General features: G+C 64.1%; 23 protein-coding genes, 1 tRNA gene and 1 pseudogene. 9 read left to right on the forward strand and 16 right to left on the reverse strand.

From position 1 onward, the window contains the following. Window positions 1–130 precede the first annotated feature (130 nt). The 7 genes from YUA_RS0126015 to proB all read right to left on the reverse strand — a co-directional run bounded on the left by YUA_RS0126015 (window position 131) and on the right by proB (window position 7,307). Entirely contained in the window at window positions 131–1,492 is a 1,362-nt protein-coding gene (locus YUA_RS0126015; protein WP_027533339.1) for a S41 family peptidase, read from the reverse strand. Continuing rightward, entirely contained in the window at window positions 1,489–2,826 is a 1,338-nt protein-coding gene (locus tag YUA_RS0126020) for a murein hydrolase activator EnvC (RefSeq protein WP_027533340.1), read from the reverse strand. Before YUA_RS0126020 ends, YUA_RS0126015 begins: the two co-directional genes overlap by 4 nt. 31 nt (window positions 2,827–2,857) lie before the next feature. Next, complete coding sequence (gene rlmH / locus YUA_RS0126025) at window positions 2,858–3,340, reverse strand: 23S rRNA (pseudouridine(1915)-N(3))-methyltransferase RlmH (RefSeq protein WP_027533341.1); 483 nt, start codon at window positions 3,338–3,340, stop codon at window positions 2,858–2,860. Between the two features lie 93 nt (window positions 3,341–3,433). Continuing rightward, complete coding sequence (gene rsfS, locus YUA_RS0126030; protein ID WP_027533342.1) at window positions 3,434–3,790, reverse strand: ribosome silencing factor; 357 nt, start codon at window positions 3,788–3,790, stop codon at window positions 3,434–3,436. A 214-nt stretch (window positions 3,791–4,004) separates the two neighbouring features. Continuing rightward, window positions 4,005–4,649 carry a nicotinate-nucleotide adenylyltransferase gene (locus YUA_RS0126035; RefSeq protein WP_027533343.1) on the reverse strand — a complete coding sequence of 215 codons (645 nt, stop codon included), beginning with the start codon at window positions 4,647–4,649 and terminating at the stop codon, window positions 4,005–4,007. A 22-nt stretch (window positions 4,650–4,671) separates the two neighbouring features. Beyond that, window positions 4,672–5,967: a glutamate-5-semialdehyde dehydrogenase gene (locus YUA_RS0126040; RefSeq protein WP_027533344.1), complete on the reverse strand. Its 1,296-nt coding sequence runs from the start codon at window positions 5,965–5,967 to the stop codon at window positions 4,672–4,674. Between the two features lie 218 nt (window positions 5,968–6,185). Then, a complete protein-coding gene (gene proB, locus YUA_RS0126045) occupies window positions 6,186–7,307 on the reverse strand; it encodes a glutamate 5-kinase (RefSeq protein WP_027533345.1) in 1,122 nt (373 codons plus the stop codon). A gap of 185 nt (window positions 7,308–7,492) precedes the next feature. Between proB and YUA_RS0126050 the strand changes: the two genes are divergently transcribed. Further along, window positions 7,493–8,458, forward strand: coding sequence for a Bug family tripartite tricarboxylate transporter substrate binding protein (locus YUA_RS0126050; protein ID WP_027533346.1), 966 nt, complete (start codon window positions 7,493–7,495; stop codon window positions 8,456–8,458). A 62-nt stretch (window positions 8,459–8,520) separates the two neighbouring features. Here YUA_RS0126050 and YUA_RS0126055 read toward each other — a convergent pair whose 3' ends face one another. The 3 genes and pseudogenes from YUA_RS0126055 to YUA_RS0126065 form a co-directional block, all read right to left on the reverse strand. Further along, window positions 8,521–10,155, reverse strand: coding sequence for an alkaline phosphatase family protein (locus tag YUA_RS0126055; RefSeq protein ID WP_027533347.1), 1,635 nt, complete (start codon window positions 10,153–10,155; stop codon window positions 8,521–8,523). 240 nt (window positions 10,156–10,395) lie between these two features. After that, window positions 10,396–11,436 carry a GTPase ObgE gene (gene obgE / locus YUA_RS0126060; protein WP_027533348.1) on the reverse strand — a complete coding sequence of 347 codons (1,041 nt, stop codon included), beginning with the start codon at window positions 11,434–11,436 and terminating at the stop codon, window positions 10,396–10,398. 57 nt (window positions 11,437–11,493) lie between these two features. Continuing rightward, a pseudogene (locus YUA_RS0126065) lies at window positions 11,494–11,679 on the reverse strand (dehydratase); the annotation flags it as partial. A gap of 127 nt (window positions 11,680–11,806) precedes the next feature. Here YUA_RS0126065 and YUA_RS0126070 point away from each other — a divergent pair. Next, the gene (locus YUA_RS0126070) at window positions 11,807–12,721 is read left to right on the forward strand and encodes a DMT family transporter (RefSeq protein WP_027533350.1); all 915 of its coding nucleotides are present in this window, start codon (window positions 11,807–11,809) and stop codon (window positions 12,719–12,721) included. Window positions 12,722–12,865: 144 nt separating this feature from the next. On the opposite strand, the gene YUA_RS0126075 is transcribed toward YUA_RS0126070, so the two are convergent. The 3 genes from YUA_RS0126075 to rplU form a co-directional block, all read right to left on the reverse strand. Beyond that, on the reverse strand, window positions 12,866–13,459 hold the full coding sequence (locus YUA_RS0126075; RefSeq protein ID WP_027533351.1) for a GNAT family N-acetyltransferase: 594 nt from the start codon (window positions 13,457–13,459) through the stop codon (window positions 12,866–12,868). Window positions 13,460–13,613: 154 nt separating this feature from the next. Then, a complete protein-coding gene (rpmA, locus tag YUA_RS0126080) occupies window positions 13,614–13,883 on the reverse strand; it encodes a 50S ribosomal protein L27 (RefSeq protein ID WP_027533352.1) in 270 nt (89 codons plus the stop codon). 97 nt (window positions 13,884–13,980) lie between these two features. Beyond that, entirely contained in the window at window positions 13,981–14,370 is a 390-nt protein-coding gene (gene rplU, locus YUA_RS0126085; RefSeq protein ID WP_027533353.1) for a 50S ribosomal protein L21, read from the reverse strand. A 347-nt stretch (window positions 14,371–14,717) separates the two neighbouring features. Between rplU and YUA_RS0126090 the strand changes: the two genes are divergently transcribed. Next, a complete protein-coding gene (locus YUA_RS0126090) occupies window positions 14,718–15,878 on the forward strand; it encodes an ROK family protein (RefSeq protein ID WP_027533354.1) in 1,161 nt (386 codons plus the stop codon). Window positions 15,879–16,363: 485 nt separating this feature from the next. Here YUA_RS0126090 and YUA_RS0126095 read toward each other — a convergent pair whose 3' ends face one another. Further along, window positions 16,364–17,227: an alpha/beta fold hydrolase gene (locus YUA_RS0126095; RefSeq protein ID WP_027533355.1), complete on the reverse strand. Its 864-nt coding sequence runs from the start codon at window positions 17,225–17,227 to the stop codon at window positions 16,364–16,366. A 234-nt stretch (window positions 17,228–17,461) separates the two neighbouring features. Between YUA_RS0126095 and YUA_RS0126100 the strand changes: the two genes are divergently transcribed. Next, window positions 17,462–17,551, forward strand: a tRNA-Ser gene (locus YUA_RS0126100). 194 nt (window positions 17,552–17,745) lie between these two features. On the opposite strand, the gene YUA_RS0126105 is transcribed toward YUA_RS0126100, so the two are convergent. After that, window positions 17,746–18,912 carry an FAD-dependent monooxygenase gene (locus YUA_RS0126105; RefSeq protein ID WP_027533356.1) on the reverse strand — a complete coding sequence of 389 codons (1,167 nt, stop codon included), beginning with the start codon at window positions 18,910–18,912 and terminating at the stop codon, window positions 17,746–17,748. 224 nt (window positions 18,913–19,136) lie between these two features. Between YUA_RS0126105 and YUA_RS0126110 the strand changes: the two genes are divergently transcribed. From YUA_RS0126110 to YUA_RS0126130, 5 genes are all read left to right on the forward strand, one after another. After that, a complete protein-coding gene (locus YUA_RS0126110) occupies window positions 19,137–19,529 on the forward strand; it encodes a hypothetical protein (protein WP_035971887.1) in 393 nt (130 codons plus the stop codon). Between the two features lie 88 nt (window positions 19,530–19,617). After that, a complete protein-coding gene (locus tag YUA_RS0126115) occupies window positions 19,618–19,848 on the forward strand; it encodes a type II toxin-antitoxin system Phd/YefM family antitoxin (protein WP_027533358.1) in 231 nt (76 codons plus the stop codon). A gap of 4 nt (window positions 19,849–19,852) precedes the next feature. Further along, window positions 19,853–20,239 carry a type II toxin-antitoxin system VapC family toxin gene (locus YUA_RS0126120; protein ID WP_027533359.1) on the forward strand — a complete coding sequence of 129 codons (387 nt, stop codon included), beginning with the start codon at window positions 19,853–19,855 and terminating at the stop codon, window positions 20,237–20,239. 328 nt (window positions 20,240–20,567) lie between these two features. Then, complete coding sequence (locus YUA_RS0126125; RefSeq protein WP_027533360.1) at window positions 20,568–21,839, forward strand: DUF2157 domain-containing protein; 1,272 nt, start codon at window positions 20,568–20,570, stop codon at window positions 21,837–21,839. Then, on the forward strand, window positions 21,836–22,429 hold the full coding sequence (locus YUA_RS0126130) for a GDYXXLXY domain-containing protein (RefSeq protein WP_027533361.1): 594 nt from the start codon (window positions 21,836–21,838) through the stop codon (window positions 22,427–22,429). The genes YUA_RS0126125 and YUA_RS0126130 overlap by 4 nt, the downstream gene beginning before the upstream one ends. Here YUA_RS0126130 and YUA_RS0126135 read toward each other — a convergent pair. Beyond that, on the reverse strand, window positions 22,426–23,793 hold the full coding sequence (locus tag YUA_RS0126135; protein WP_051383371.1) for a PLP-dependent aminotransferase family protein: 1,368 nt from the start codon (window positions 23,791–23,793) through the stop codon (window positions 22,426–22,428). The two genes, YUA_RS0126130 and YUA_RS0126135, sit on opposite strands and share 4 nt — an antisense overlap. Window positions 23,794–23,905 lie beyond the last annotated feature (112 nt).

Below are 23,905 nucleotides of genomic sequence, written 5' to 3' on the forward strand. Positions count from 1 at the left end.
GATACCACGCCGAGGTCAAGCGGCGGCAGGCCGGGATGGGCCGGAGACGTCAGGAGTTCCAAGCAAAAAGGGCGGCTCCGGGAGCCGCCCTTTTTCGTCAGATCTCGCAGATCGCGCTTAGTTCGCGGCCTTAGTTCGCCGCTTTGGGCTTGTCGGCTGCCGCCTTGTCGGTGGCGCTGCCCGGCGTCGGCGCCGCGGAGGCGCTGTTCTTGATACCGTGGAGCAGGTCGTCGGCGAGCTTGAGCGCCTTGTCGTCCTTGGCATCCGGCGGAACGTAGGACTGCGAGCCGGTCTTCTCGTCGCCGTCGTTCTTGAGATGGCCGCGCAGCGAAGCCTCACCCTTGGTGTCGGTGCGCGACTTCAGCTCGTCCGGCACGTCCTGAAGCACTTCGATGTCGGGCACGATGCCCTTGGCCTGGATCGACTTGCCCGACGGTGTGTAGTAGCGCGCGGTGGTGAGGCGCAGCGCGCCGTTGCCCGAGCCGAGCGGGATGATGGTCTGCACCGAGCCCTTGCCGAACGAGCGCGTGCCGACGATGGTCGCGCGCTTGTGGTCCTGCAGCGCGCCGGCGACGATTTCCGACGCCGAGGCCGAGCCGCCGTTGACCAGCACGATGACCGGCTTGCCCTTGGTGAGGTCGCCCGCATGCGCGGTGCGGCGCTGGGTCTCCTCGGCATTGCGGCCGCGCGTCGATACGATCTCGCCCTTCTCCAGGAACGAGTCGGAGACGGTGACGGCCTCCTCGAGCAGGCCGCCCGGATTGTTGCGGAGGTCGATGACGTAGCCCTTGAGCTTGTCGCCGATCTGGGTCGAGAGGTTGGCAACCTCCTTCTTCAGGCCTTCGGTGGTCTGCTCGTTGAAGGTGGTGATGCGGATATAGGCGATGTCGTCAGCCTCGACCCGCGCGCGCACCGAACGGACGCGGATGTTGTCGCGCACCAGCGTGACGTCGATCGGATTGTCCTGGCCCTTGCGAATGATCTTGAGCTTGATCTTGGTGTTGACGGGGCCGCGCATCTTCTCGACCGCCTGGTTCAGGGTCAGGCCCTGCACCGCTTCATCGTCGAGATTGGTGATGATGTCGTTGGCCATGACGCCGGCGCGCGAGGCGGGCGTATCGTCGATCGGCGAGACCACCTTGATCAGGCCGTCTTCCATCGTGACCTCGATGCCGAGGCCGCCGAACTCGCCGCGGGTCTGCACCTGCATGTCGCGGAAGCTCTTGGCGTCCATGTAGCTCGAATGCGGATCGAGACCGGTGAGCATGCCGCTGATGGCGGATTCGATCAGCTTGGTGTCGTCGGGCTTCTCGACATAGTCGGAGCGCACGCGCTCGAACACGTCGCCGAACAGATTGAGCTGGCGATAGGTGTCAGCGGTTGCGGCTCGCGCGCTGGAGCCCATGAACACTGCGCGCGGCTGGGTCACGAACAGCGTCAGCGCCGCGCCGGTGGCCGCGCTGAGGAGGATAACTGAAGTCTTGCGCATCATCCGCGAACCTTCTCGCCTTCATTTGCGGCCCACCATGGGCCTGGATCGATTGGAGTGCCGTCTTTGCGGAACTCGACATACAGCACAGGTTGACTCGCGTTCGTGGCGAGAATGGAGGCGACTTGAGAGGTCGACCCCATGGTCGCGACCGGCTCCCCCGTGAGCACAAACTGGCCGATGTTGACCGAAATGCGCTCCATCCCGGCGATCAGGACATGATACCCGCCACCGGCGTTGAGGATCAAGAGTTGTCCATAGCTGCGGAACGGGCCGGCATAGACCACCCAGCCGTCGCACGGCGTTGTGACCTGCGAACCGGGCTTGGTCGCCAGCGAAATGCCCTTCTGGACCCCGCCGACCCCGTCGGAACCGCCAAAGTCCCTGATCTTGTTACCGTTAACCGGGAAGGGCAGGAGCCCCTTGGCCGAGGCGAACAGGATGGCCGGGGTGGTCCGGGAGCGGTCCTTGAAAGTGCTTGGGCCCGGTTTGGCGTTGGCGGCCGCGTTTTCTGCTGCCTTGGCCTCGGCCTGCTTGGCGGCCTCGGCCGCCTTCTCAGCCGCCTTGGCAGCACTTTGCAGGTCCTGCTCCATCTTGGCGATCAGCCCCTGGAGATCGCCGACCTGCTTTGACAGCGTGATGGCGCGCGAGTTCTCGGCATCGAGGTCCTTTTCGCGCGAGGATTGCTGGCGCTGCCGCTCGTCGACCAGCGCGGTGAGCCGGGTCTGGTCGTTGCGGACTCTGTCGCGGTCGGAGGCGAGCTGGTCGCGCTCGGCGGCGATGTTCTTGTGCAAGGCCACGAGTTCGCCGAGCTCGCCCGCGATCTTCTCCGCGCGGCCGCGCAATTCCGGCACCACGGCGCCGAGCAGCATCGCTGTGCGCAGCGATTGCAAGGCATCTTCGGGCCGCACCAGTAGCGCCGGCGGCGTACGCCTTCCGGCGCGCTGCAGGGCCGCCAGCACCTCGACGATGTCGGCGCGGCGCGAATCGAGCGAGGCGCGCGCCTCCTGCTCGCGGCCGTTCAGCGTGCGCAGCCGCGCCTCGGCCTCGTCGATCTTGGTCTCGACGGTGCGGACATTGGCGGCAGTGTCGATCAATTGCTGATTGAGCTGGGTGCGGTCCTGGCCGAGCGAGGTAATCTCGGCCTTGAGCTTGGCCTGCGCCTCCTCCGCACTCTTCTTGCTGGCGCGTGCCGCCTCCAGCTCCTGCTCGCGCTGCTTGATCGCGTCGGGCGAGATGGCTGCAGTCTGAGGCGCCGGCGTTGCCGTTTGAGCTTGCGCGAGGCTTATGCCGGCGCAGCTTGCAATCAGCAGCAAATTGAGAATCGGCGCTCGCATTTCGTCGGCAAGGTGCTCGTTGTGGCGCGAATCACGCGCGATGATAGGGGTGGCCGGCCAAAATGGTGGCGGCCCGATACAGCTGTTCCAGAAGCAGGACGCGGACCATTTGGTGCGGCCAGGTCGCAGAGCCGAACGCGATCGCGAGCTTGGCCTTACGGCGCAATTCGGGCGAAAGTCCGTCCGCCCCTCCAATCACGAAGATAGTATGACCGGCGCCCTCGTCGCGCCAACGGCCGAGATTCCGTGCGAATACGGTGGAATCCAAGTTTTGCCCGCGCTCGTCCAGCGCCACCAGGATCGACTTGTCCGGAATATGTGCGGAGATCGCCGCGGCCTCCTCAGTCATTCGCGTCGCGGTGTCGCGCGCGCGGCTCTCAGGGATTTCGTGGATGGTGAGTTCGCGGAATCCGAGCTTGCGGCCAGCCTCGTCGAACCGCTCGAAATAGCGGTCGGCAAGCTCCCGCTCGGGGCCCTGCTTCAGCCGGCCCACCGCAATGATAGCAACACGCATGATATCTTCAGGGTCGTGTTTCCGGACCGCGCGCATTCTCCGCGCGCACGACGCTAGCATGCGCGTCAACCGATTCGAAATCGGTTCGGTCGTTTAGATCGCCTTCGCCGCCCCTGGGCCCTGCGTGTACAACCGCTCGAGGTTGTAGAACTCGCGGACCTCGGGTCTGAACACGTGCACGATCACGTCGCCGGAATCGATCAGCACCCAGTCGCAATTGGGCAAGCCCTCGACATGGATGTTCTTGACGCCGTTTTCCTTGAGGCCTTTGGCGACGTTCTCCGCGATCGCGCCAACGTGCCGGTTCACGCGGCCCGTGGTGACGATCATGTAGTCGGAGTATGCCGATTTGCCGCGAAGGTCGATGGTGACCGTCTCTTCCGCCTTCATGTCGTCGAGGCGGGAGAGGATCAGGCTCAGCGTCTTGTCGGCGTCGGGTTGCGCCTTCAAGGCTGCAGCTTTGGTCGATGTTTTACGCGTCGGTTTCGTAGCCTTGGGTAAAACAGACTTCGATGAAGCTGACTTGGACAATACAGACGTGGCCAGGGACCATTCCTTTCACTGTATCGCGAAAGCCGAATCCGACCTTCGCTGGTTACACTACATCATGTGGGGTTAAGGGTTTCAATATGCCAGAGAGCCCTCAATCTCCCCGCACTCTGTCTCACTTCGTACCTTTCCAGCTCCCGTCCGGGTTCCGTAGCCGGGTCGAGGAGAGATTGAGCTTCAATCCGGTCAGAAAGACCCAGGCCGGCGCCGGCCGATCCGCAAGCGATGCTGCCTCATTCTCCGGCAGGCGATAGCGCGAAAGTGCCTTGGCGGCGGGCGAGGCGAGGGCGCGAAAACTCTGCGGTGGGCGATCAATGATTGCCATCGGGACCTGGGCGGCGATGCGCCGCCAGTCCTGCCAACGATGGAATTGAGCGAGGTTGTCGGCGCCCATAATCCAGACAAAGCGCAGGCCGGTGAAGCGGCGGCGCAAGGTGTTGATCGTGTCGATAGTATACCGAGTACGAATGACGGATTCGAGACAGCTCACCTCGATCCTGGGATCGTTGGCGACGTCGCGCGCCGCCCGCATGCGCTCGCCGAGCTCATGCAGATTGCCGTTCTCCTTCAACGGATTGCCTGGCGTTACTAGCCACCAGACGCGATCGAGTTGCAATCGCGTCAGCGCGAACCGGCTGATCGCGCGATGGGCCTGATGCGGAGGATTGAACGAGCCGCCGAGCAGGCCGATGCGCATGCCCTGGGTGTGGGGCGGGACCGCTTGCGCCACAGAACGCGGCACGACGAATTTGTTACTCAATGCCCCCGCCTCGCGACGTTACTTACGGCCGCGTCTGCCCAGTGCCGTGAACGCGATATTTGAAGCTCGTCAATTGCTCGGCACCAACAGGACCACGGGCGTGGAAGCGACCGGTAGCGATGCCGATCTCGGCGCCGAAGCCGAACTCGCCGCCATCGGCAAACTGCGTCGAGGCGTTGTGCAGCACGATTGCGGAATCGACTTCGCTCAGGAATTTCTTCGCAGCCGCGTCATTCTCGCTCACGATCGCATCGGTGTGATGCGAGCCGTGGTTCTGGATGTGCGCGATTGCGCCGTCGACGCCATCGACGACCTTCGCCGCGATGATCGCGTCGAGATATTCGGTGTCCCAATCGTCTTCGCTGGCAGGCTTGACGCGCGAATCGGTCTTCTGCACGGCGTCGTCACCGCGCACTTCGCAACCGGCCTCGAGCAGCATCTCGATCAGTGGCTTCAGGCTCTTCGCAGCAGCGGCGCGATCAACCAGCAGCGTTTCGGCCGCACCGCAGACGCCGGTGCGGCGCATCTTGGCGTTGAGCACGATCGACTTCGCCATGGCGAGATCGGCGCTGGCATCGATATAGACGTGATTGACGCCTTCGAGATGCGCGAATACCGGCACGCGCGCTTCCTGCTCGACGCGCGCGACGAGGCTCTTGCCGCCGCGCGGCACGATCACGTCGATGGCGCCATTGAGGCCGGACAGCATCATGCCGACCGCCGCGCGGTCGCGCGTCGGCACCAGCGTGATCGCGGCTTCGGGCAGGCCGGCTTCGCGCAGGCCTTGCACCAGGCATTCATGGATGGCGCGGCAGGAGCGGAAACTGTCGGAGCCGCCGCGCAGGATCACGGCATTGCCGGACTTCAAACAGAGCACGCCGGCATCTGCCGCAACATTCGGCCGGCTCTCAAAAATCACGCCGACGACGCCGAGCGGCACGCGTACGCGCTCGATGGTCATGCCGTTCGGCCGCTGCCAGCTCTCGGTGACGATGCCGACCGGATCGGCGATCCCGCGCACGACGGCGATGCCTTCGGCCATGCCTTCGACACGCGCCGGCGTCAGCATCAGGCGGTCGATGAAGGAGGAGGTGGCGTTGCCGGACGCACGGGCCTCCGCGACGTCCTCGGCATTGGCGGCGAGGATCGCTGCCGCATGCTCTCGGATCGCCCGTTCCATGGCTTCCAGCGCCCGGTTCTTCTGCTCCGGCGGCGCCAGCGCCAGCACACGCGCGGCGGCGCGAGCTTTGGCTGCGAGATCGGACATCAGCGCCTGAAGATCGGCATTGCCGTCGACGGCTTTGAGAGGGGCGGCCATGGAGAGTTCAACCTTTTGCTAAGCCAGTGTCCTAGCACGGAAATCCCGCGTTTGCGAAGGGCGGGCAAGGGTATGGCAGGGCTTCGGCGGCGAGTTCGGGGTTTGGCCAGCGGCCCATCCCCGGGGTCATGGCCGGGCCTGACCCGGCCATCCACGCCTTGGCTGTCCCCGAAAGAACGTGGATGCCCAGGACAAGCCCGGGCATGACGGCAAAGGCCTTACCCGCCCACCACGAGATCGTCGCGGTGGATCATCTCCGACCGCCCGCTGATGCCAAGGATGGTCATCACGTCCGGGGAGGAGCGGCCCTTGATCCGCTCGGCGACGTCGGCGTCATAGGCGATCAGGCCGCGGCCGACCTCGCTGGTGTCGGGGCCGCGGACGATCACGGCGTCGCCTCGGGCGAACTGGCCTTCAACCTTGATCACGCCGGCCGGCAGCAGGCTGGCGCCCGCGCGCAGCGCGGTCACGGCGCCGGCGTCGATGGTCAGCGTGCCCTTCGGCTCCAGCGTGCCCGCGATCCAGCGCTTGCGCGAGGTGATGGGATTGGCCGGCGTCAGAAACCAGGTGCAGCGGCCGCCATCGGCGATCGCCCGCAACGGATGCTCGATCTTGCCGGACGCAATCAGCATATGTGTGCCGCCGGTGGTGGCGATCTTCGCCGCCTCGACCTTGGTGCGCATGCCGCCACGCGACAGTTCGGATTCGGCGTCTCCCGCCACCGCCTCGATCTCCGAGGAGATGCTCTCGACCACCGGGATCAGTTTTGCATTCGGATTGTTCTTCGGCGGCGCGTCGTAGAGCCCGTCGATGTCGGAGAGCAGCACCAGCAGATCGGCGCTCGCCATGGTGGCGACGCGGGCAGCGAGACGGTCATTGTCGCCGTAGCGGATCTCGTTGGTGGCGACCGTGTCATTCTCGTTGATGACAGGGATCGCGCGCCACTCCAAAAGCTTGCCGATGGTAGAGCGCGCATTGAGATAACGACGGCGCTCCTCGGTGTCCTGGAGCGTGACCAAAATCTGGCCGGCGCCGATGCCGTGGGCGCCGAGCACCTCGGACCAGATCCGCGCCAGCGCGATCTGGCCGACGGCGGCGGCGGCCTGGCTTTCCTCCAGCTTCAGCGGCCCGCGCGGCAATTTGAGCCGGCTACGGCCGAGCGCAATCGAACCCGAGGACACCACGAGGACATCACGGCCCTCCTTGTGCAGCTTGGCCATGTCGTCGGCGAGCGCGGCGAGCCACGACGCCCGCACCTCGCCCCTGTCGGAATCCACCAGCAGCGCGGAGCCGACCTTGACGACGATGCGGCGGAATTGACTGAGTTCGGGGCTGGCCATGGCGCTACGGGACGGAATTGCTCGGAAAACGGCGGAGCGACAGGCGGCGCCGATGACGCTGCTTTTGCAGCAGGACGATGGCCGGCGCAAGGCGGGTGGGATGGTAAACGGCACCAATGTCGGCCTTGTGTCGGACGTCTGCCCGGCTCTAATTGCCGCCAACGATAATGGGCTGGAGGAAACGAATGGATCGCCGCAAGTTCATCGCCGGATGTCTGGGGCTGCCACTCGTGGCACAGGCGAGCGGAGCGCAAGCGCAGGCCGGGCTGACAAAGATCATCTTCCCGTTCGCCGCGGGGGCCGGCGGCGACACGCTGTGCCGGCTGATCGCGCAGGAGATGGCGCTGGTGCTGCAACGAACCATGGTGGTCGAGAACCGCACCGGTGGCGACGGTCTGATCGGCATCAAGGCGGTGAAGGGCGGCAGCCTCGACGGCAGCATGGTGCTGGTGACGACAGGGCCCACCATGTACCTGCTGCCGATGGTGGAGACGACGCCGAGCTTCGACACGGCGAAGGATTTTGTGCCGGTATCGCTGCTGGCGCGGTTCGAATTCGCGCTCGTGATCGGCCCGGGGATCGACGCCACGGATTTCAAGGGCTTTGTCGCCTGGCTGAAGGCGCATCCGGACAAGACGTCATTCGGCGTGCCGAGCAATGGCACCATCCCGCATTTCATGGGCTCCAAGCTCGAAAAGGATCTCGGCATTCCCTTGACCCGCGTGCCCTATCGCGGCAGTGCGCCGATCCTCAACGACATCATCGGCGGCCACATTTCTTTCGGGATCACCACGCTGGCTGATGCGCTGCCGCAGCATCGCGCCAAGGGCGTGAAGATCATCGCGGTCTCGAGCGCAGAACGTTCGCCGTTCGCGCCTGACGTTCCGACGCTGAAGGAGAGCGGCATCGATCTCGTGGCGGATGCCTGGTACGGCATGTGGCTTCCCGCCGGCAGCCCATCGGAATTCGCCAGCAAGCTCGGCGCGGCCGCAAGCGCCGCGCTTGCCAAGCCCGAGGTGAAGGAGAAGCTCACGGCGATCGGCCTGATCCCGGTCGGCAGCAGCGCGGATGGGCTGACAAAGGAGCTGGCTGCCAACACGGCGTTCTGGCAGCCGATTGTGAAGGCGACCGGTTACAAGATCGAGAATTGAGATCACCCGCCGCGCTATGCGCGTCGGCCTCTCCCCGCGCGCGAGGAGAGGCGAAGGAGCGCCTACACCTTCGCGCGCTGGGCGATGCCGTCCTTGATCGCGGTGAGCTCGGCTTCATCCCAGATGCCGATCAAAATGCCGCCCTTTACCTGGAGCTGGCTATCCGCATAGTTCGCGATCTTCTCGCGCGGCGTGGTGATGTGGTCATTCGGATGCAGCGCCCAGTCGAACAGCTCGGCCTGCAAGCGGGCGATGATGCCGGCGCAATCAGGGTCGTCGCCGCGATCAACATATTCGTCTGGATCGGTTTCGAGATCGTACAGCATCGGGCGGAAGCCGGAGGCGTGGATGTATTTCCAGCGGCCATCGAACACCATGAACAGGCGGCAGCGCTCGATCGGCTGGTTCAGCTTCAGCCGGACGTCCTGCATGGCGTAGTCATATTCGGAGAACGCCACTTTGCGCCAATCGCCCGGCGTCGGGCCGCGGAGCAGCGGTAGCAGCGAGCGTCCTTCGAGGATGTGGCCTGGCACCTTGCCGCCGAAATAATCGACGAAGGTCGGCGCGAGATCGATGCCTTCCACCAGCGCGTCGCTGCGCGTGCCGCGCGTGACATCGGCCTCCTTCGAGGGATCGATGACGATCAGCGGGATCTTTGCTGATTGCTCGTGGAACAGGTCCTTCTCGCCCATCCAGTGATCGCCGAGATAGTCGCCGTGATCGGAGGTGAACACGATCATGGTAGTTTCCGAGAGGCCGCGTTCCTCCAGGAATTTCATCAGCACGCCCATCTGGTCGTCGATCTGGGTGATCAGGCCCATATAGGTCGGGATCACCTTCTCGCGGGCATCGTCGCGCGCCATGTTGCGGGAATAGCGCATGTCCATATAGGCGCCGAACACCGGATGCGGATTTTGCCGCTCGCGCTCGGAGCGAATCACCGGGATCATGTCATCTGTCGAATACATGCTCGCGTAAGGCTCTGGCGCGATGTAGGGCCAGTGCGGCTTGATGTAGGACAAATGCAGGCACCACGGCCGGCCGTCGATCTCGGCCTCGCTGATGAAGTCCATCGCGCGGCGGGTCATGTAGGGCGTCTCGGAATGCTCGTCCGGCACGCGCGCGGCCTTGTCGGCGTGCACCAGCAGCCAGCCGTTCTGCAACGAGCCATCTTCGGCTGCGCCTGAATTGGCCCAGTGCTCCCACGGATTGGTGGCTTCAAAGCCCTGCTGGCGCAGATATTCATCGTATTTCGGGCGCGGCCGGCCGGTCGGGTGCAGGCCGTCGTCGCGCTCATAAGGCTCGAAGCCGCACTCGGCGACGTGCACGCCGATCATCGATTCCGGCGGGATGCCGAGCGCCTTCATGCCTTCGAGGTCGGGCGCCATGTGGGTCTTGCCGACCAGCACGTTGCGCGCGCCGATTGTCTTGAGGTGATCGCCGAGCGTCGGCTCACCGACGCGCAGCGGCCAGCCGTTCCAGTGCGATCCGTGCGAGCGCATGTAGCGGCCGGTGTAGAACGACATCCGCGATGGGCCGCAGATCGGCGACTGCACATAGGCCTTCGAGAACAGCACGCCACGCCTGGCCATGGCATCGATGTTCGGCGTCTTCAGCGTGGGATGGCCGGTGCAGCCGAGATAATCATAGCGAAGCTGGTCGCACATGATCCAGAGAACGTTCTTCGCGCGCGCCATGCTTCGCCCCTGTCGTTTCTTGATTGTTCGATGCTGCGTTATCGAGGGCGCGAAGGCAACCGGACAGTGATGTGCGCGCGCGCGGCCACACATTCCAATGTCGTCCCGGCGCAGGCCGGGACCCATAACCACAGGAAGTGGTTTGGCGAAGACTCGTCGTTCGGTACTCCAACCGCCCGCAACCGATAGATCACGCGGTATGGGTCCCGGCCTTCGCCGGGACGACCGTGGGGAAAGAGTTTACGCCGACCACGGCTCCGCTTCAGCCGCGCTCTTGGCCTTGGCCGAGACCGGCGCCTCGCCGATCAGTTCGACAAGCGCGCGGAGCGCTTCCTTGACGCCGTCGCCGGTGATGCCGGAGAGCAGCAGCGGCGTTTTCTTCGCTGCACGCTTCAAGCGCTCCTTCTGCTTCTTCAGCGCGTCCGGCTCGACCGCGTCGATCTTGTTGAGCGCGACGATCTCGATCTTGTCGGTCAGCAGCCCGCCATAGGCGTCGAGCTCCTTGCGCACCGTCTTGTACGCTTTGCCGGCGTGCTCGCAGGTCGCGTCGATCAGATGCAGCAGCACGCGGCAGCGCTCGACATGGCCGAGAAAGCGGTCGCCGAGGCCGGTGCCTTCATGCGCGCCTTCGATCAGACCGGGAATGTCCGCGAGTACGAATTCGCGGCCGTCGGCGTTCACGACGCCAAGCTGCGGATGCAGCGTGGTGAAGGGATAGTCGGCGATCTTCGGTCGCGCCGCGCTGACCTTGGAGAGGAAGGTCGACTTGCCGGCATTGGGCATGCCGACGAGACCGGCATCCGCGATCAGCTTCAGCCGCAGCCAGATCCAGCGCTCGTCGCCGGTCTGGCCGGGATTGGCGTTGCGCGGCGCGCGGTTGGTCGAGGTCTTGAAATGCGCGTTGCCGAAGCCGCCATTGCCGCCTTCGGCCAGCACGAATTTTTCGCCGACATTGGTGAAGTCGTGGATCAGCGTCTCGCGATCCTCGTCGAAGATCTGCGTGCCCACGGGGACCTTCAGCACGATATTCTTGCCGTTGGCGCCGTGGCGATCCGAACCGGAGCCGTTCTCGCCCTTCTGGGCCTTGAAATGCTGCTGGTAGCGGTAGTCGATCAACGTGTTGAGGCCGTCGGCGACCTCAATGATCACGTTGCCGCCGCGGCCGCCATTGCCGCCGGACGGGCCGCCGAATTCGATGAACTTCTCGCGGCGGAACGCCACGCAGCCGTTCCCGCCGTCACCGGAGCGGATATAGACCTTTGCTTCGTCGAGGAATTTCATGGGCCATAGGTAGGCCAGCCGGTCCCTCGCGGCAACCCGGACTTACCCGCAAATCGGCCGAAATTCCGCGAATTTGGCCCCGTGCTTAACCAGTCGGGCGTCGCCGCTCGCGGTCTGGAACGCCGCGAACACCGCTGACGTCTGGGTGCGGCTCGGCAGCACGAAGCGCTCGCCGACCACGAAATCCTCAAACCAGCGTTGCGCGGTGATCATGCGATGCTGGGCCGGGTCGAAGTCGGTCATTTCCAGGCTCTCTGTATTCTTTGTTCTCGGGCGGCCTATCGCTACCGCGGCGCGAAGAGTGCGACAATCCGTTCAATTCGGCTGCCGCGGGCTTGTCGCGCGCGCCTGCTTCATTAAAACGGCGCCAATGCCCTTCTTCAAGAATCTCTCCGCCTATGACGACCGTTCGGCACGGCTGGCCGGCATCGCCCTCATGGTGCTGTCGATCTTCATGTTCTCGTTCGGCGACGCCATGGGCAAGTTCCTGGTCGGCACCTATTCGGTGGGGCAGCTCTTGTTCCTGCGCGCCTGCGCGGCGCTGCTGCTGCTGTCGCCGCTGATCTGGCGGCAGCGTCATCAGTTCCTGCATCTGGAGCGGCCGCGCCTGCAGCTGTTTCGTGTCGTGCTGTCCACACTGGAAGTGGCCGCCTTCTTCCTCGCGACCGTCTATCTGCCGCTCGCCGATGTCATCACCTATTATCTCGCCGGTCCCATCTTTGTCACCGCGATGTCGGCGATCTTTCTGGGCGAGAAGGTCGGCTGGCGCCGCTGGACGGCGATCCTGATCGGCTTCTGCGGCGTGCTGATCGCGCTGCGGCCGTCGGCGCAGACGGTGAGCCTGCCGGCGCTGATCGCGCTCGGTGGCAGTCTCTCCTTCGCAACCCTGATGCTGATCACCCGCAGCCTGCGCAAGACGCCCGATATCGTGATGGCGTCCTCGCAATTCATCGGCACGTTTTCGCTGGGCGCTGTGCTGTCCGCATTCCACTGGGTGCCGCCAACGCCGGGCAGCCTCGTGTTCTTCACGCTGGCGGGGTGCATCTCGGTGACGGCATTGTTCTGCGTCAACCGGTCGCTGAAACTCGCGCCGGCGAGCGTGGTGGTGCCCTACCAATATTCGATGATCGTCTGGGCTGTAATCTTCGGCTTCGTCGTGTTCGGCGATGTCCCGCAGGTCGCCACCATCGTCGGCGCCGTGATCATCATCGGCGCCGGCTTCTACATTTATTTGCGAGAGCGCGATTTGGGGCGTGCAAGCGAAGAGGTGAATCCGCCGGTTTAGCCTCAACGTCGTCCCGGCGAAGGCCGGGACCCATACCCACAGGGAGTGGTTTGGCGAAGACTCGGAGTGGGAATCTTCGCATCAAGATCATTCGTGGTTATGGGTCCCGGCCTTCGCCGGGACGACACGCGGAGAGACTTGGCTCTACCTCATCCGCCGCGCGCTGCTCCAGCTCTTCAGCGACGACCACACCCCGCGCGAGAGGCGGAAGCAGTCGACCGGCGTCGACGAGCCCAGCGCGAGGAAGCGATGCAGCTGCACGCCGCTCCACTGGAAGCCGCACTTCTCCAGCACGTTGCGCGAGGACGGATTGGTGACGCGCGCTCCCGCATAGAGGTGGTCGTCCTCGAACTCCTCGAAGAAGAAGTCGATCGCGCCGCGCGCGGCTTCGGTGGCAAAGCCCTGGCCCCAATGCTCGACGCCGAGCCAATAGCCGAGCTCGGCATTGTCAGGCGTGGAGCAGTCGATGCCGACCATGCCGACCGGCCCGCTGTCGTGCTCGATCAGGAACACGGTCTCGCTGCCGAGCGCGGCGGTGGCGCGGATGAATTCGACGGCGTCGTCCTGCGAATAGGGATGGGGGAGGCGGCGGGTGTTTTCCGCGACGCGGCGGTCGTTGGCGAGGCGGGCGATGGTCCTGACGTCGGCGAGTGTCGGCCGGCGCAAGGTCAGCCGCTCGGTGGCGACGACACTGGGTCTCGCCTCCCGCAAGGTCACGCTCGAGAAATCCTGCAACATGTCCGGCTCCGTCAAAGTCACTAAGTGGAAAGTGAACACGACAAACAAAAGGGGAGGCCGGTTTCCCTGCCTCCCCTGGAGCCTTCGATCTTTTGATCTCTGGACTCCGCCGGTTCGGTCAAGGACCCGGCGGACTCCAAATGAGATCCACCGTCTATTCCGCAGCCTCTGCGAGCGGGAGTACCGCTACGAAGGTGCGTCCGTTGGCTTTGGCCTGGAATTCAACACGACCCTCGATCTTGGCGAACAGAGTGTGGTCAGTGCCCATGCCGACATTAAGGCCGGGATGCCAGGTGGTGCCGCGCTGACGTGCAATGATGTTGCCGGGAATCACGCGCTCCCCGCCGAACACCTTGACGCCAAGGCGCTTACCCTTTGAATCGCGACCGTTGCGCGATGAACCGCCTGCTTTTTTGTGAGCCATGGCTCGTCTCCGAAATCCTGCGTATGTCTAGGTCAATTCCTTGACGGAATCATTTCAAAATCTCTCACGCATCAATTCGTGAATTGGCGTGATCGATTTATGCGGCGTCGGCTTCCTTGTCGGCTTCCTTCGCCACCTTTTCCCGCTTCGGGCGCGGGCCCTTGGTGGGCTTGGCATTGTCCGTCAGGATCTCGCTGACGCGCAGCACCGTGATCTCGTCGCGGTAGCCGCGCTTGCGGCGCGAATTCTTGCGGCGGCGCTTCTTGAACGCGATGACCTTCGGCCCGCGCTTGTGGTCGAGCACCTCGACCGCCACGGATGCACCGGCCACCGTCGGCAGGCCCAGAATCGGCGTGTCGCCGCCAACCACCAGGACTTCATTCAGCTGCACGATCGTGCCGACTTCGCCTTCGATCTTGCCTACTTCCAGGACATCATCCGGAACGACGCGGTACTGCCGGCCGCCGGTTTTGATGACTGCGAACATCGTTGTTTTCCTTCGTGTTCAATCCCAGCCTCGGGACGAGGATCGTCCGGGCCGGCTTTTTGTCAGTCGCTATGGGTTTATGCGAGTATGGATTTATGCGCGTTTTGTGCGGGCGGGAATGATCCCTTTGAAAACCCACGCAAAAACAGGCGGCGCGAGAAACGCCCCGCGCCGGTTGTGGGACTTATAGCCGCCAGCAGCGGAGAGTCAAGGAAAAGCGGGCGAAAAGAGCCGGATTAGAAGCATTTGGGCCGTTTCCATGCAGGCTATTGAATCTCGGCTCGCGCAGCAACCAACGGGTTCCCCCGCGGTTGTCCCCGCGAATTGGTATTCGGGCAAGGGCTTCCATGGCAACGGATGAGTCGATCAGGACAACGGGCATCGCCCAGCACGGGGCGAGCCGGCTGCCGTCGGTCGACGTCGACAGCTGCAACATCGAGATCAAGGACGACGAGGGCTTTCTCGGCGACCGCGCCAGCAAAGGGGCGTTTCGCGAGATTCTCGAAGAATGGCGCAAGTCGCTCCGCAAAAGCGGCGAGGACCCCTTTGGCGATGAGCCGTCCGACAAGATCAGCAGGAAGACCCTCGACGCCGTTCTCAGCGGCGACGATACGGAGGCCTCGGCCGTCGTGCATAGCGCGATCGAGGACTTCGCGCAGGAGCTTGCTTACGTGACGCGGCGGTTCCTCAAGACCAAGGCGTGGGCCAAAACCGAGTGCATCGTGGTCGGCGGCGGCTTTCGCGCCAGCCGGCTCGGCGAGATTGCCATTGCCCGGGGCGAGATCATCCTCAAGTGGGAGGGCTTCAAGGTCGATCTGGTGCCGATCCGCTTCGATCCGAACGATGCCGGCTTGATCGGAGCCCTGCATCTCGCACCGACCTGGATTTTTGAGGCTTATGACAGCATCCTCGCGGTCGATATCGGCGGAACCAACATCCGCTGCGGGATCGTTGAGACACGCTGGAAGAAGGCGCCGGATCTGTCCAAGGCGATCGTCTTCAAATCCGATCTGTGGCGCCATGCCGGCGATGAGCCGAGCCGGGAGGCCGCGGTGAAGCGGTTGGTCAAGATGCTCCAAGGCCTCATCGAGGATGCCGAAGCCGAGGGATTCAAGCTCGCGCCCTTCATCGGCATCGCCTGTCCCGGCGTGATCAACGAGGACGGCTCCATCGAAAAAGGCGCGCAGAACCTGCCGGGCAATTGGGAGAGCAGCAAATTCAACCTGCCGGCGAGTTTGATCGAGGAGATTCCCACGATCGGCGAGCACGACACCGCGGTCGTGATGCACAATGACGGCGTGGTTCAGGGCCTCTCCGAGGTGCCGTTCATGCAGCATGTCGAGCGCTGGGGCGTGCTCACCATCGGCACCGGGCTTGGCAATGCGCGCTTCACCAACCGCCACAAGGACAAGAATGGTGGCAACGGCAAGGACCGCGATACTACGGATAATGGGAAGAAGAAAGCCAAAGAAAACAACAAGAACGGCCAGAAGGCCGACAAGGAGTAACCTTGACTGGTTAGGTTAAGGGACGGATTGCGTTGCGGGAAGCTGCCTGCACGCTAGGGTCGAATCGTCGCCTCACGCGGGCCCGCGAAGCCGCCCTTCCTGGCCAGCATTGTAATGAGCGGCACGGGACCGCCAGTATTTACCGCGTCTGGCGGTCCCACCCGTTCTCTTGAACATGATGAGATGAGACTGGACTCGCGCCGCGATGGAGGTGCGTCCCCTGCGGCCTTGTGGTGGGCACGATGCGGCGGCATCGGCACCGCGCTCCCTCTCCCGCTTGCGGGGGAGGGCTGGGGTGGGGGTATCTCCGCGTCGGGATTGTCAGGGATTGCAGACGATGTCCCTGTGCGGCGAGAGCCCTCACCCGCCGCGCGCGGGACGATGCTTCGCATCGCCGGGGGCGCGTCGGCCTCTCCCGCAAGCAAGCGGGAGAGGCGGAGCAAGCCCGCGGACCTCAACTCATCCCGCTCTGGCTCCCCTTCGATTCAGCTCCAGCCGATGCGCTGGAAGAACGCCGCGATCTCGCTTGCCGCGCGATCGGGATCCTCGCGATGCGGGAAGTGTCCGACGCCTGGAAACATCGCGAGATCGAGTTCGCTGAACGTCTCTCCCAATCGGTCGGTCCAGGCATAGGGAAACAGCGGATCGTGCTCGGCCCAGCGCACGCTGGTCGGCACGCTGATCGGCGGCAACTGCGGCGCCTCGCCCTTCATCATCGCGATCCGCCCGGCATGTGATGCCCGATAATGGGCGAAGCCGCCGGCGAGATTGCCATCCGCAAAGAAGTTGTCGCCGAACGCGTTGAGGACGTCATCGAAAGCGTCCTTCCGATGCGCCCAGTTCTTGAGGAAGTGCGCGATATAGAGCCGGCAGTTGTCGCGGCTCGCGCCGACCAGCCGCGCTGCCATCTCCATCTGGTGGAAGGATTGGTACCAGATGTGGTTGAGCCTATCGGGTGCGGCCATGCGTGGCCCGATGCCGGGATAGACGAAATCGAAGAAGAACAGCCCGGCGAGCCGCTCGGGTGCTTGGCGAGCCAGCGGCTGCATCACGGCCCCGCCGACATCATGCCCGACCACGGCGAATCGGTCGATGCCGAGCCCGTCCATCAGGCCCAGCATGTCGGCCGCATGGCCGTCCGGCCCATAAGCCCCGTCCGGCTTGTCGCTGTCGCCAAAGCCGCGCAGATCGGGTGCGATCAGCATGAATCGGTTCGACAGCCGCGCCATCATCGGCTCCCAGGTCAGCCAGAATTCCGGCCATCCATGCAGCAAAAGCAGCGGTTTTCTCGCTCCGGCGCGAACCACATGGAATTTGGCGCCATTGGCGGAGATCGTCAGGTGCTCCATGGCAGTTCCTCCCGGTATTGAGAGCGTTTCAAGCGAAGTGGACGCCGGTTCGCGTCAAGAAAACGCGTCAAAGCAAGAATCAACAGCCCCATTCCGATTCGATCGGAACGGGCTCTCGGAGGGCGGGAATGAAAGAGGCAGCGGATTTTCCCCTTTCGCGCCTTGTCTGGCCCGCCATCCTCGCCTATTAACGCCCCCAACCACAGGGGCCCTGCTCCTACCATGGCGCCTTCAGGAGAGGTGGCAGAGTGGTTGAATGCACCGCACTCGAAATGCGGCATAGGTGCAAGCCTATCGGGGGTTCGAATCCCTCCCTCTCCGCCAGTAAATAACTGATATTGCAATATAAAATTCTGCGCTCCATCGATCACATAGCGAGCGTGTGAGAAATCACGAATCAAGCTGACGGTCCACTGAGGAAGGATGAAATAGGCGGGCTTCCCCGAGAGCTCGGCAGCATCCAACGTCCGTCGATTACACCCTGTTTAGCCCGCCTGCCCTACAAGCCGCTTCGTGGATCAGCGGTTGTCCAATTCGGCCAATTGTCTTGCTATCCGATCGGGCATGCCAGGGAGATGGCCGATGAGGCTGATGGCGGCGTTGCGCAGCAGCTCGGCCGGCCATGACTTCAACGTCGCGGCGCGGGTCATTCGGTCGGTGAGGCTGACGACCGACTTGGCGATTTCGCGTCGGCGCTCGGACCAGGCGTCCAATCCCTCGGCGTCGCCGTTTGTCAGCGCGCGGATCAGCGGCTCAGCCACGGCGATGGCGTCCTGGATACCGGTGTTCATTCCCTGTCCACCCGCCGGGCTGTGCACGTGGGCGGCGTCGCCGCAGAGCAGAACGCGTCCGGATCGGAAAGTAGCGACGACTCTGTGCTGAATGCGAAAGCGCGAGCCCCAGACGACTTCACGGATGCGCCTCTCGCCTTTGGTGGGGCCGCGGACGTCGATGATGCCTTGCACGTAGGCGATGTCCGGTTTCTCGGGTGGATCATCCACAGTGGCTACGATGCGGAACTGATCATCGGGCAGAGGTGCGACGACTACCAGGCCTGCAGGTGAAAAGAACAAGCTGACTTCCCCTCGGCTGAGCGGCCAGTCCATCCGCACGTCGGCGAGTACGAAACCTTGCTCATAGGCGCCGCCCTCGAAGTTGATTCCTGAGTTGTCGCGGACGAAGCTGTGCGCGCCGTCGCAGCCCACCAGCCACTTTGCACGAAGCCTATGGATGCCATCGGGAGCCTTGATCTGGGCGTCGACGCGCTCGGAGTCGGCCCGGAAGCCGGTGAGCTCCAGCGGTCGTGAGACCCCACCACCAAGCGCCTTCAGGCGCGCCAGCAGGATCGCCTCGGTCCGATTCTGCGGACACATCAGGGTGAAAGCGTAGCGCGTCTGCGTTTCCAGATGGCGGAAATCGACTTCCAGCAAGGCGCGATCGCGGTCCCGCGCCCGAAAGATCGGGATAACGACACCGTCTTCGAGCATCTGCGGAACTATCCCTAACGGCTCCAGGACTTCCAGCGTGCGGGCGTGGACGACCGCCGCGCGGGATGTATTGGCACCTTCGGCCTGCTTATCGATGAGAAGCGCCTCGACCTTGCGTCGCCGCAACTCCGTGGCCAGGGCCAGGCCCGCAGGTCCAGCGCCGACGATGAGAATGTCTGTAGTCGATGGAAGCTGCATGGCCCATCCTTACGAATGCGAAAAGCCCTTTCCATCTAAAACACTTTCCGGCGGCTGGTTTCTTAGAAACCAGCCTATGACCGCACATAACCGGAGCACTCCGCACACAACCGGAGCACGAGGAACACGCAGGCGGGTTCCTCGTTGGCAAGTGAGCAGCCATGGTTGGCGCAAACGCGCGACCCTGGGCAAGTTCTAACCGCGACCGGTACACGTATTTCGCGATGGCGATAAAGATCGGACCGCAGCCCGCAAAGCGGCTCCGAAAGAAAGCCAGGCAGGGAATGCGCGGCTACCCCGTCGGCACGATCGCCTTCTATGGTCCCGACAATCGGCGGGCCTCCAAAGCGGCTGTCAGTTGCATCCAAGCAGAAGGAGCCGAGCCCGAACTGCGCCGTTGGTTTTCGGAGACGGCGGATGTGCGGGCCGATGAGACCATCCTTGCCGAAATCGCCGCTTTCCTGAAGCAGAGTTCAGCGCACTCGGTGGCTATGGCGGACGGAATCATTGGCTGTCCGCACGAAGAGGGCGTCGATTACCCGATGGGAGAGCCTTGTCCGCACTGTCCGTATTGGAAGGGACGGGATCGTTGGACCGGTGAACTCGATCCGGCTTAGGCTGAGCCGCACAAACTGACGCGCGACCACTGCCATCAAGAACAAGCCAGCTTGACCTAGCTAGGTCTCCCTAGCTAAGGTGGCTCCCATGGAAACCGTCACGATCCACATCGCAAAGACAACCCTGTCGCAACTTCTGGCGCGTGTCGAAGCTGGCGAGGAAATTGTCCTGGCCCGGGGAAAGCAACCGATCGCCAAATTGGTGCCTTTCCAGCCGCCATCGGTAAAGCGCAAGTTCGGCGCGTTGCGTGGCATCGTCAGTGTCGGGCCTGAATTCTTCGAGCCCCTGTCCGAGCAGGAATTGGCGGCTTGGGAGTAGCGGCATGCAGTTGCTGCTGGATACGCACGCCTTTCTTTGGTGGCTTTCCGGCGATGACGCGCTGTCCGCTGCGGCGCAATCGGCCATAGCCGACGAGAGCAACGGCATTTTCATCAGCGCTGCTTCGGCCTGGGAAATAACGACGAAGCACCGGATCGGCAAATTGCCCGGCGTTGCCGCCATTGTTGCGGATATCGAGGGCGCGATTGCCGATCAAGGCTTCGTTGGCTTGCCGATAAGCCTTCGGCATGGGCAAGCGGCGGGCACCTTGCCTGGCCCTCACCGCGACCCATTCGACCGGATGCTGATCGCCCAGGCGATGCTGGAACGTCTTGTGCTTGTCTCCAATGAGCAAGCCTTCGACGCCTATGGCGTCGGAAGATTATGGTGAGGATCGTCGCCCGCCCTGTCGACGCGCGACGCTACTTGCCGACTCCAGCGTGCATTTGGACCCAGCACCGTCCGGCGTGCTCCACTCTCCGAATTCTGCCCGCCGCATCAGATACTTCCTCGGACGCCGAGTGCGTGGTGCCGGCAGTGGCCGCCTACTGTGCATGGGGTTGTTTTCGACTTTTTCGTTGTCCGGTATGCGATGGGGCCTGATCGTGATCCCGCGGCAACCGGCAGCTCCCGTAACCAGAGCGGTGATAGGTTGAACCTGCCACTGGCGCGGTCCGACCAACCTTTCGCGGCCGGCAGGGAGCCAGTGATCCACGACCATGTTCGACAAGACCTATCGCCAGCGCCTCGAAGCTGATCTTGCGCAGTGGGAGGCCGATGGCGTGATTGCGCCGGCGGCCGCCGCCTCGATCCGCCATGCGCTGCCGCCGCTCTCGCCGGGCATCAACATCGCGGTGATCGTTGCCATCGTCGGCGGCCTGCTGATTGCGGCCGCATTCCTCGCCTTCGTCGCGGCGCACTGGACCGAGATTGCGCGGCTGCTGCGCTTTGCGATCCTGCTTGCCGGCATGATCGTCGCCGGCGGCCTTGGCGCGTGGTTCGCCGCGACCGGCCGCAATGTTCTCGCCGATCTCTGCGCCAGCATCGGCGCCATCATCTTCGGCGCGGGCGTCGCGCTGGTCGGCCAGATGTATCATCTCGGCGACGACTTTGCCGGCGGCATGCTGCTGTGGTCGATCGGCGTGTTTGCCGCAGCAACGCTGACCGGCTCGCGCGGCGCGCTCGCGGTCGGGCTTGCGGCTGCCTGCATCTGGACCTGCATGCGGGTCTATGATGCACCCGATGTCCTGCATCTTTCGTTCGTGGTGGTCTGGCTGATTGCCGCCGCCGTCGCCTTCGCGTGGAATTCGCAGGTGGCCGCCCACCTCGTCGGGATCGCGGTGCTTCCGTGGTGGATCGCGACGTCGCTTCGCTTCGACATCGATGGTGTCCAGCCGTCCTTCGTGCTGGCGAACGGTGGGGCCCTGCTGTTCGGCGCCGGGCTCGCGATCGCCGCCGCGCCGTCGCCGCGGGCGCACCGGCTTGGATCTGTCCTGGCGACCTATGGCGCGTTCTCGCTGGCCGTCGTCGCCTTCCTGGAGGTGACAACGGTCGACGACATCATCCGCCTCCGGACCGGCACGGCTCCGGCCCAACCATCGTGGGCGATCATGTGCGGCGTCGCGGGTGCGGTCCTCGCGCTCGCGTCCGCCGGCGTTACGAAGCGTGTCGGCGAAATCCTCGCAGCATGCGCGATCGGGCTCCTGCTGCTCGCCGCGCCGATCTGGCCGGCATCCGCGGCCGGCGAGCCATGGTTTGCCTATGCCGCGCTGCTCTGCGCCATGCTGTGCCTCGTCGTCTCCGGTGTGCTCGATGACGTGCGTCCGCGCATCGTAGCCGGCTGGCTCGGCATTGCCGGCGTCATCGCTGCCATCACCTGGGCGGTCAAGGGCTCGCTGCTTCGCCGATCGGCCTTCCTGGCGGTGGCGGGAATCATCGCCGTCGTATTTGCGACCGCGCTCAATCGCGCGCTGCCGAGGGCCGAACGATGATCAATCTTACCGCGCTATGGCAACGTATCCCGAAGCCCGTGCTGTTCGGCGTCGCCATCCTGTTGCAATGCGCGATATTGGTCGTGATGGTCGCCGATCGCATGCAGATCCTGCGCGAAGGTCGTGAGGTGACCTTGCAGACGCAGCCGGTCGATCCCCGCGATCTCCTGCGCGGCGACTATGTCGTGCTCGGCTACGACATCTCGCAACTGCCGGCAGGTACGCTCGCGGGCCAGCCGACCGCCGAACGCAATCCCGTCGTGTTCGTCAAGCTCGCGCCTGATGCCAACGGCCTCTATCAGGCCGTTTCCGTGCATGCCGCGCCCGTGACTGTCACGGCAGCCGAAGTGCTGATCCGCGGCCGCATCACCCATTCCTGCGGTTCGACCAGCCGCACTTTCTGCGACAAGCTGCAGATCAGATACGGGCTCGAAAACTATTTCGTGCCGGAAGGCGAGGGCAAGACACTCGAGCAGGCCCGTAACCAGCAAAAGCTGCGCGTCGTTGCCGCCGTGCTGCCGTCGGGTCGCGCGGCGATCAAGCGTCTGCTGCTCGATGGCGAGCCGGTGTACGAGGAGCCGTGGTACTAGCGGTTCGGCTGCGCCTTCAACGCCCGCCGCAGCACGTCCCACATCCGCGGATCGTTCATGTGCGCCACGTTGAAGCGCAGGAAGCTTTCCGCGGTCTGCGACACGCTGAACACGTTGCCGGGCGCGAGCACCACGTCCTCTTCGAGCGCGGCACGCGCAACGGCTGTCGCATCCTGCCCGTCGGCGAGGTGGCACCACAGGAAGAAGCCGCCACGCGGCATCAGCCAGGGTTCGATGCCCAACGCCCCGAGTTTTCGCGCGATGTCGCGACGCGTCCGCGTGAGCTTTTGCCTGAGCTCGTCCATGTGCTTGCGATAGCTGCCGCCGGCCAGGACTTTTGCGATGATCTCGGTCGCCACCGGGCTCGGACCGCCAAAGCTGGTTGCGACCTGGAGGTCGACGAGATGCTCGACCCAGTCGGCGCGCGCGGCGATGTAGCCGCAGCGCACCGAGGCCGACAGTGTCTTGGAGAAGCTCCCGATCCGGATCACGCGGTTCAAGCCATCCAGCGCGGCAAGGCGTGGCGATCGTTCCGGCTCGAAGTCGCCAAAAATATCGTCCTCGATGATGGTGAGGTCGTGCGCGGCGGCCGCGGTCAACAGCCGGTGCGCGGTCTGAAGCGAGAGCGTCGCGCCGGTCGGATTGTGCAGCGCTGAATTGGTGATGTAGAGCCGCGGCCGTTCGCTGCTGAGAATCTGCTCGAAACGCGTGACATCAGGGCCTGACGGTGTGTAGGGCACGCTGACGATTCTCGCCTGATGCGCGCGCAGCAGCGCGCGAAAATTGAAGTAGCAGGGATCGTCGACCAGCACCGTGTCGCCGGGGCGGAGCAGGAAGCGGCAGATGAGGTCGGTCGCCTGCGTGCCCGAACCCGTCAGCATCAGCTGGCTGATCGAGGCCTCGATCTCGTCTTCGGCGAGGCGCGCGAGCAGCATCCGGCGCAGCGCAAGGGAGCCGGATGTCGAGCCGTAATTGGTCAGCACGCTCGCGTCGGTGCGGGCAAGCGCGCGGGTGGCTCGCCGCAGTGCCGCTTCCGGCATCCACTCCGGCGGCAACCAGCCGCAGCCGGGTTTTGGTACGGCAGCATCGGTATCGAGCGATTGCCTGGAGACCCAGAACGGATCGACCGCCCGATCGCGGCGCGGCTCGACCTCGGTCAAGGCAAGCGGCGGCGTGACCGTCGGCGAGACATAGAAGCCCGAACCGCGGCGCGCGCGGATCAAGCCTTCTGCGGCGAGGCGATCATAGGCTTCGACCACCGTGGACGGCGAGACCCCCATCGAGGCGGCAAGGCTGCGGATCGATGGCAGGCGGTCGCCGGCGCTGAGCGCGCGGCCGGCGACCTTGGCGCGGATCGCGCTCATCACGTCGACGGTCCGCGTTCCGCCGCGACCTCCGGGTTTCACTTCGATGTCCAAGGTGTACTACCTTCCACACCCATACAGATTTGCCAGATTGTACTGGATTGTGACTGGT

Origin of the sequence: Bradyrhizobium sp. WSM3983 (assembly GCF_000473045.1) — a bacterium.
Classification (GTDB): domain Bacteria; phylum Pseudomonadota; class Alphaproteobacteria; order Rhizobiales; family Xanthobacteraceae; genus Bradyrhizobium.

What these genes read in the sequence shown, in the direction of transcription:
- rplU (WP_027533353.1), bottom strand. Translation starts at nt 14,370, where the DNA reads ATGTTCGCAGTCATCAAAACCGGCGGCCGGCAGTACCGCGTCGTTCCG.
- YUA_RS0126110 (WP_035971887.1), top strand. Translation starts at nt 19,137, where the DNA reads ATGGCGATAAAGATCGGACCGCAGCCCGCAAAGCGGCTCCGAAAGAAA.
- YUA_RS0126115 (WP_027533358.1), top strand. Translation starts at nt 19,618, where the DNA reads ATGGAAACCGTCACGATCCACATCGCAAAGACAACCCTGTCGCAACTT.
- YUA_RS0126105 (WP_027533356.1), bottom strand. Translation starts at nt 18,912, where the DNA reads ATGCAGCTTCCATCGACTACAGACATTCTCATCGTCGGCGCTGGACCT.
- YUA_RS0126070 (WP_027533350.1), top strand. Translation starts at nt 11,807, where the DNA reads ATGCCCTTCTTCAAGAATCTCTCCGCCTATGACGACCGTTCGGCACGG.
- YUA_RS0126125 (WP_027533360.1), top strand. Translation starts at nt 20,568, where the DNA reads ATGTTCGACAAGACCTATCGCCAGCGCCTCGAAGCTGATCTTGCGCAG.
- rpmA (WP_027533352.1), bottom strand. Translation starts at nt 13,883, where the DNA reads ATGGCTCACAAAAAAGCAGGCGGTTCATCGCGCAACGGTCGCGATTCA.
- YUA_RS0126090 (WP_027533354.1), top strand. Translation starts at nt 14,718, where the DNA reads ATGGCAACGGATGAGTCGATCAGGACAACGGGCATCGCCCAGCACGGG.
- YUA_RS0126015 (WP_027533339.1), bottom strand. Translation starts at nt 1,492, where the DNA reads ATGATGCGCAAGACTTCAGTTATCCTCCTCAGCGCGGCCACCGGCGCG.
- YUA_RS0126055 (WP_027533347.1), bottom strand. Translation starts at nt 10,155, where the DNA reads ATGGCGCGCGCGAAGAACGTTCTCTGGATCATGTGCGACCAGCTTCGC.
- YUA_RS0126075 (WP_027533351.1), bottom strand. Translation starts at nt 13,459, where the DNA reads ATGTTGCAGGATTTCTCGAGCGTGACCTTGCGGGAGGCGAGACCCAGT.
- YUA_RS0126095 (WP_027533355.1), bottom strand. Translation starts at nt 17,227, where the DNA reads ATGGAGCACCTGACGATCTCCGCCAATGGCGCCAAATTCCATGTGGTT.
- proB (WP_027533345.1), bottom strand. Translation starts at nt 7,307, where the DNA reads ATGGCCAGCCCCGAACTCAGTCAATTCCGCCGCATCGTCGTCAAGGTC.
- YUA_RS0126120 (WP_027533359.1), top strand. Translation starts at nt 19,853, where the DNA reads ATGCAGTTGCTGCTGGATACGCACGCCTTTCTTTGGTGGCTTTCCGGC.
- YUA_RS0126135 (WP_051383371.1), bottom strand. Translation starts at nt 23,793, where the DNA reads ATGAGCGCGATCCGCGCCAAGGTCGCCGGCCGCGCGCTCAGCGCCGGC.
- YUA_RS0126040 (WP_027533344.1), bottom strand. Translation starts at nt 5,967, where the DNA reads ATGGCCGCCCCTCTCAAAGCCGTCGACGGCAATGCCGATCTTCAGGCG.
- YUA_RS0126020 (WP_027533340.1), bottom strand. Translation starts at nt 2,826, where the DNA reads ATGCGAGCGCCGATTCTCAATTTGCTGCTGATTGCAAGCTGCGCCGGC.
- YUA_RS0126130 (WP_027533361.1), top strand. Translation starts at nt 21,836, where the DNA reads ATGATCAATCTTACCGCGCTATGGCAACGTATCCCGAAGCCCGTGCTG.
- YUA_RS0126050 (WP_027533346.1), top strand. Translation starts at nt 7,493, where the DNA reads ATGGATCGCCGCAAGTTCATCGCCGGATGTCTGGGGCTGCCACTCGTG.
- obgE (WP_027533348.1), bottom strand. Translation starts at nt 11,436, where the DNA reads ATGAAATTCCTCGACGAAGCAAAGGTCTATATCCGCTCCGGTGACGGC.
- rlmH (WP_027533341.1), bottom strand. Translation starts at nt 3,340, where the DNA reads ATGCGTGTTGCTATCATTGCGGTGGGCCGGCTGAAGCAGGGCCCCGAG.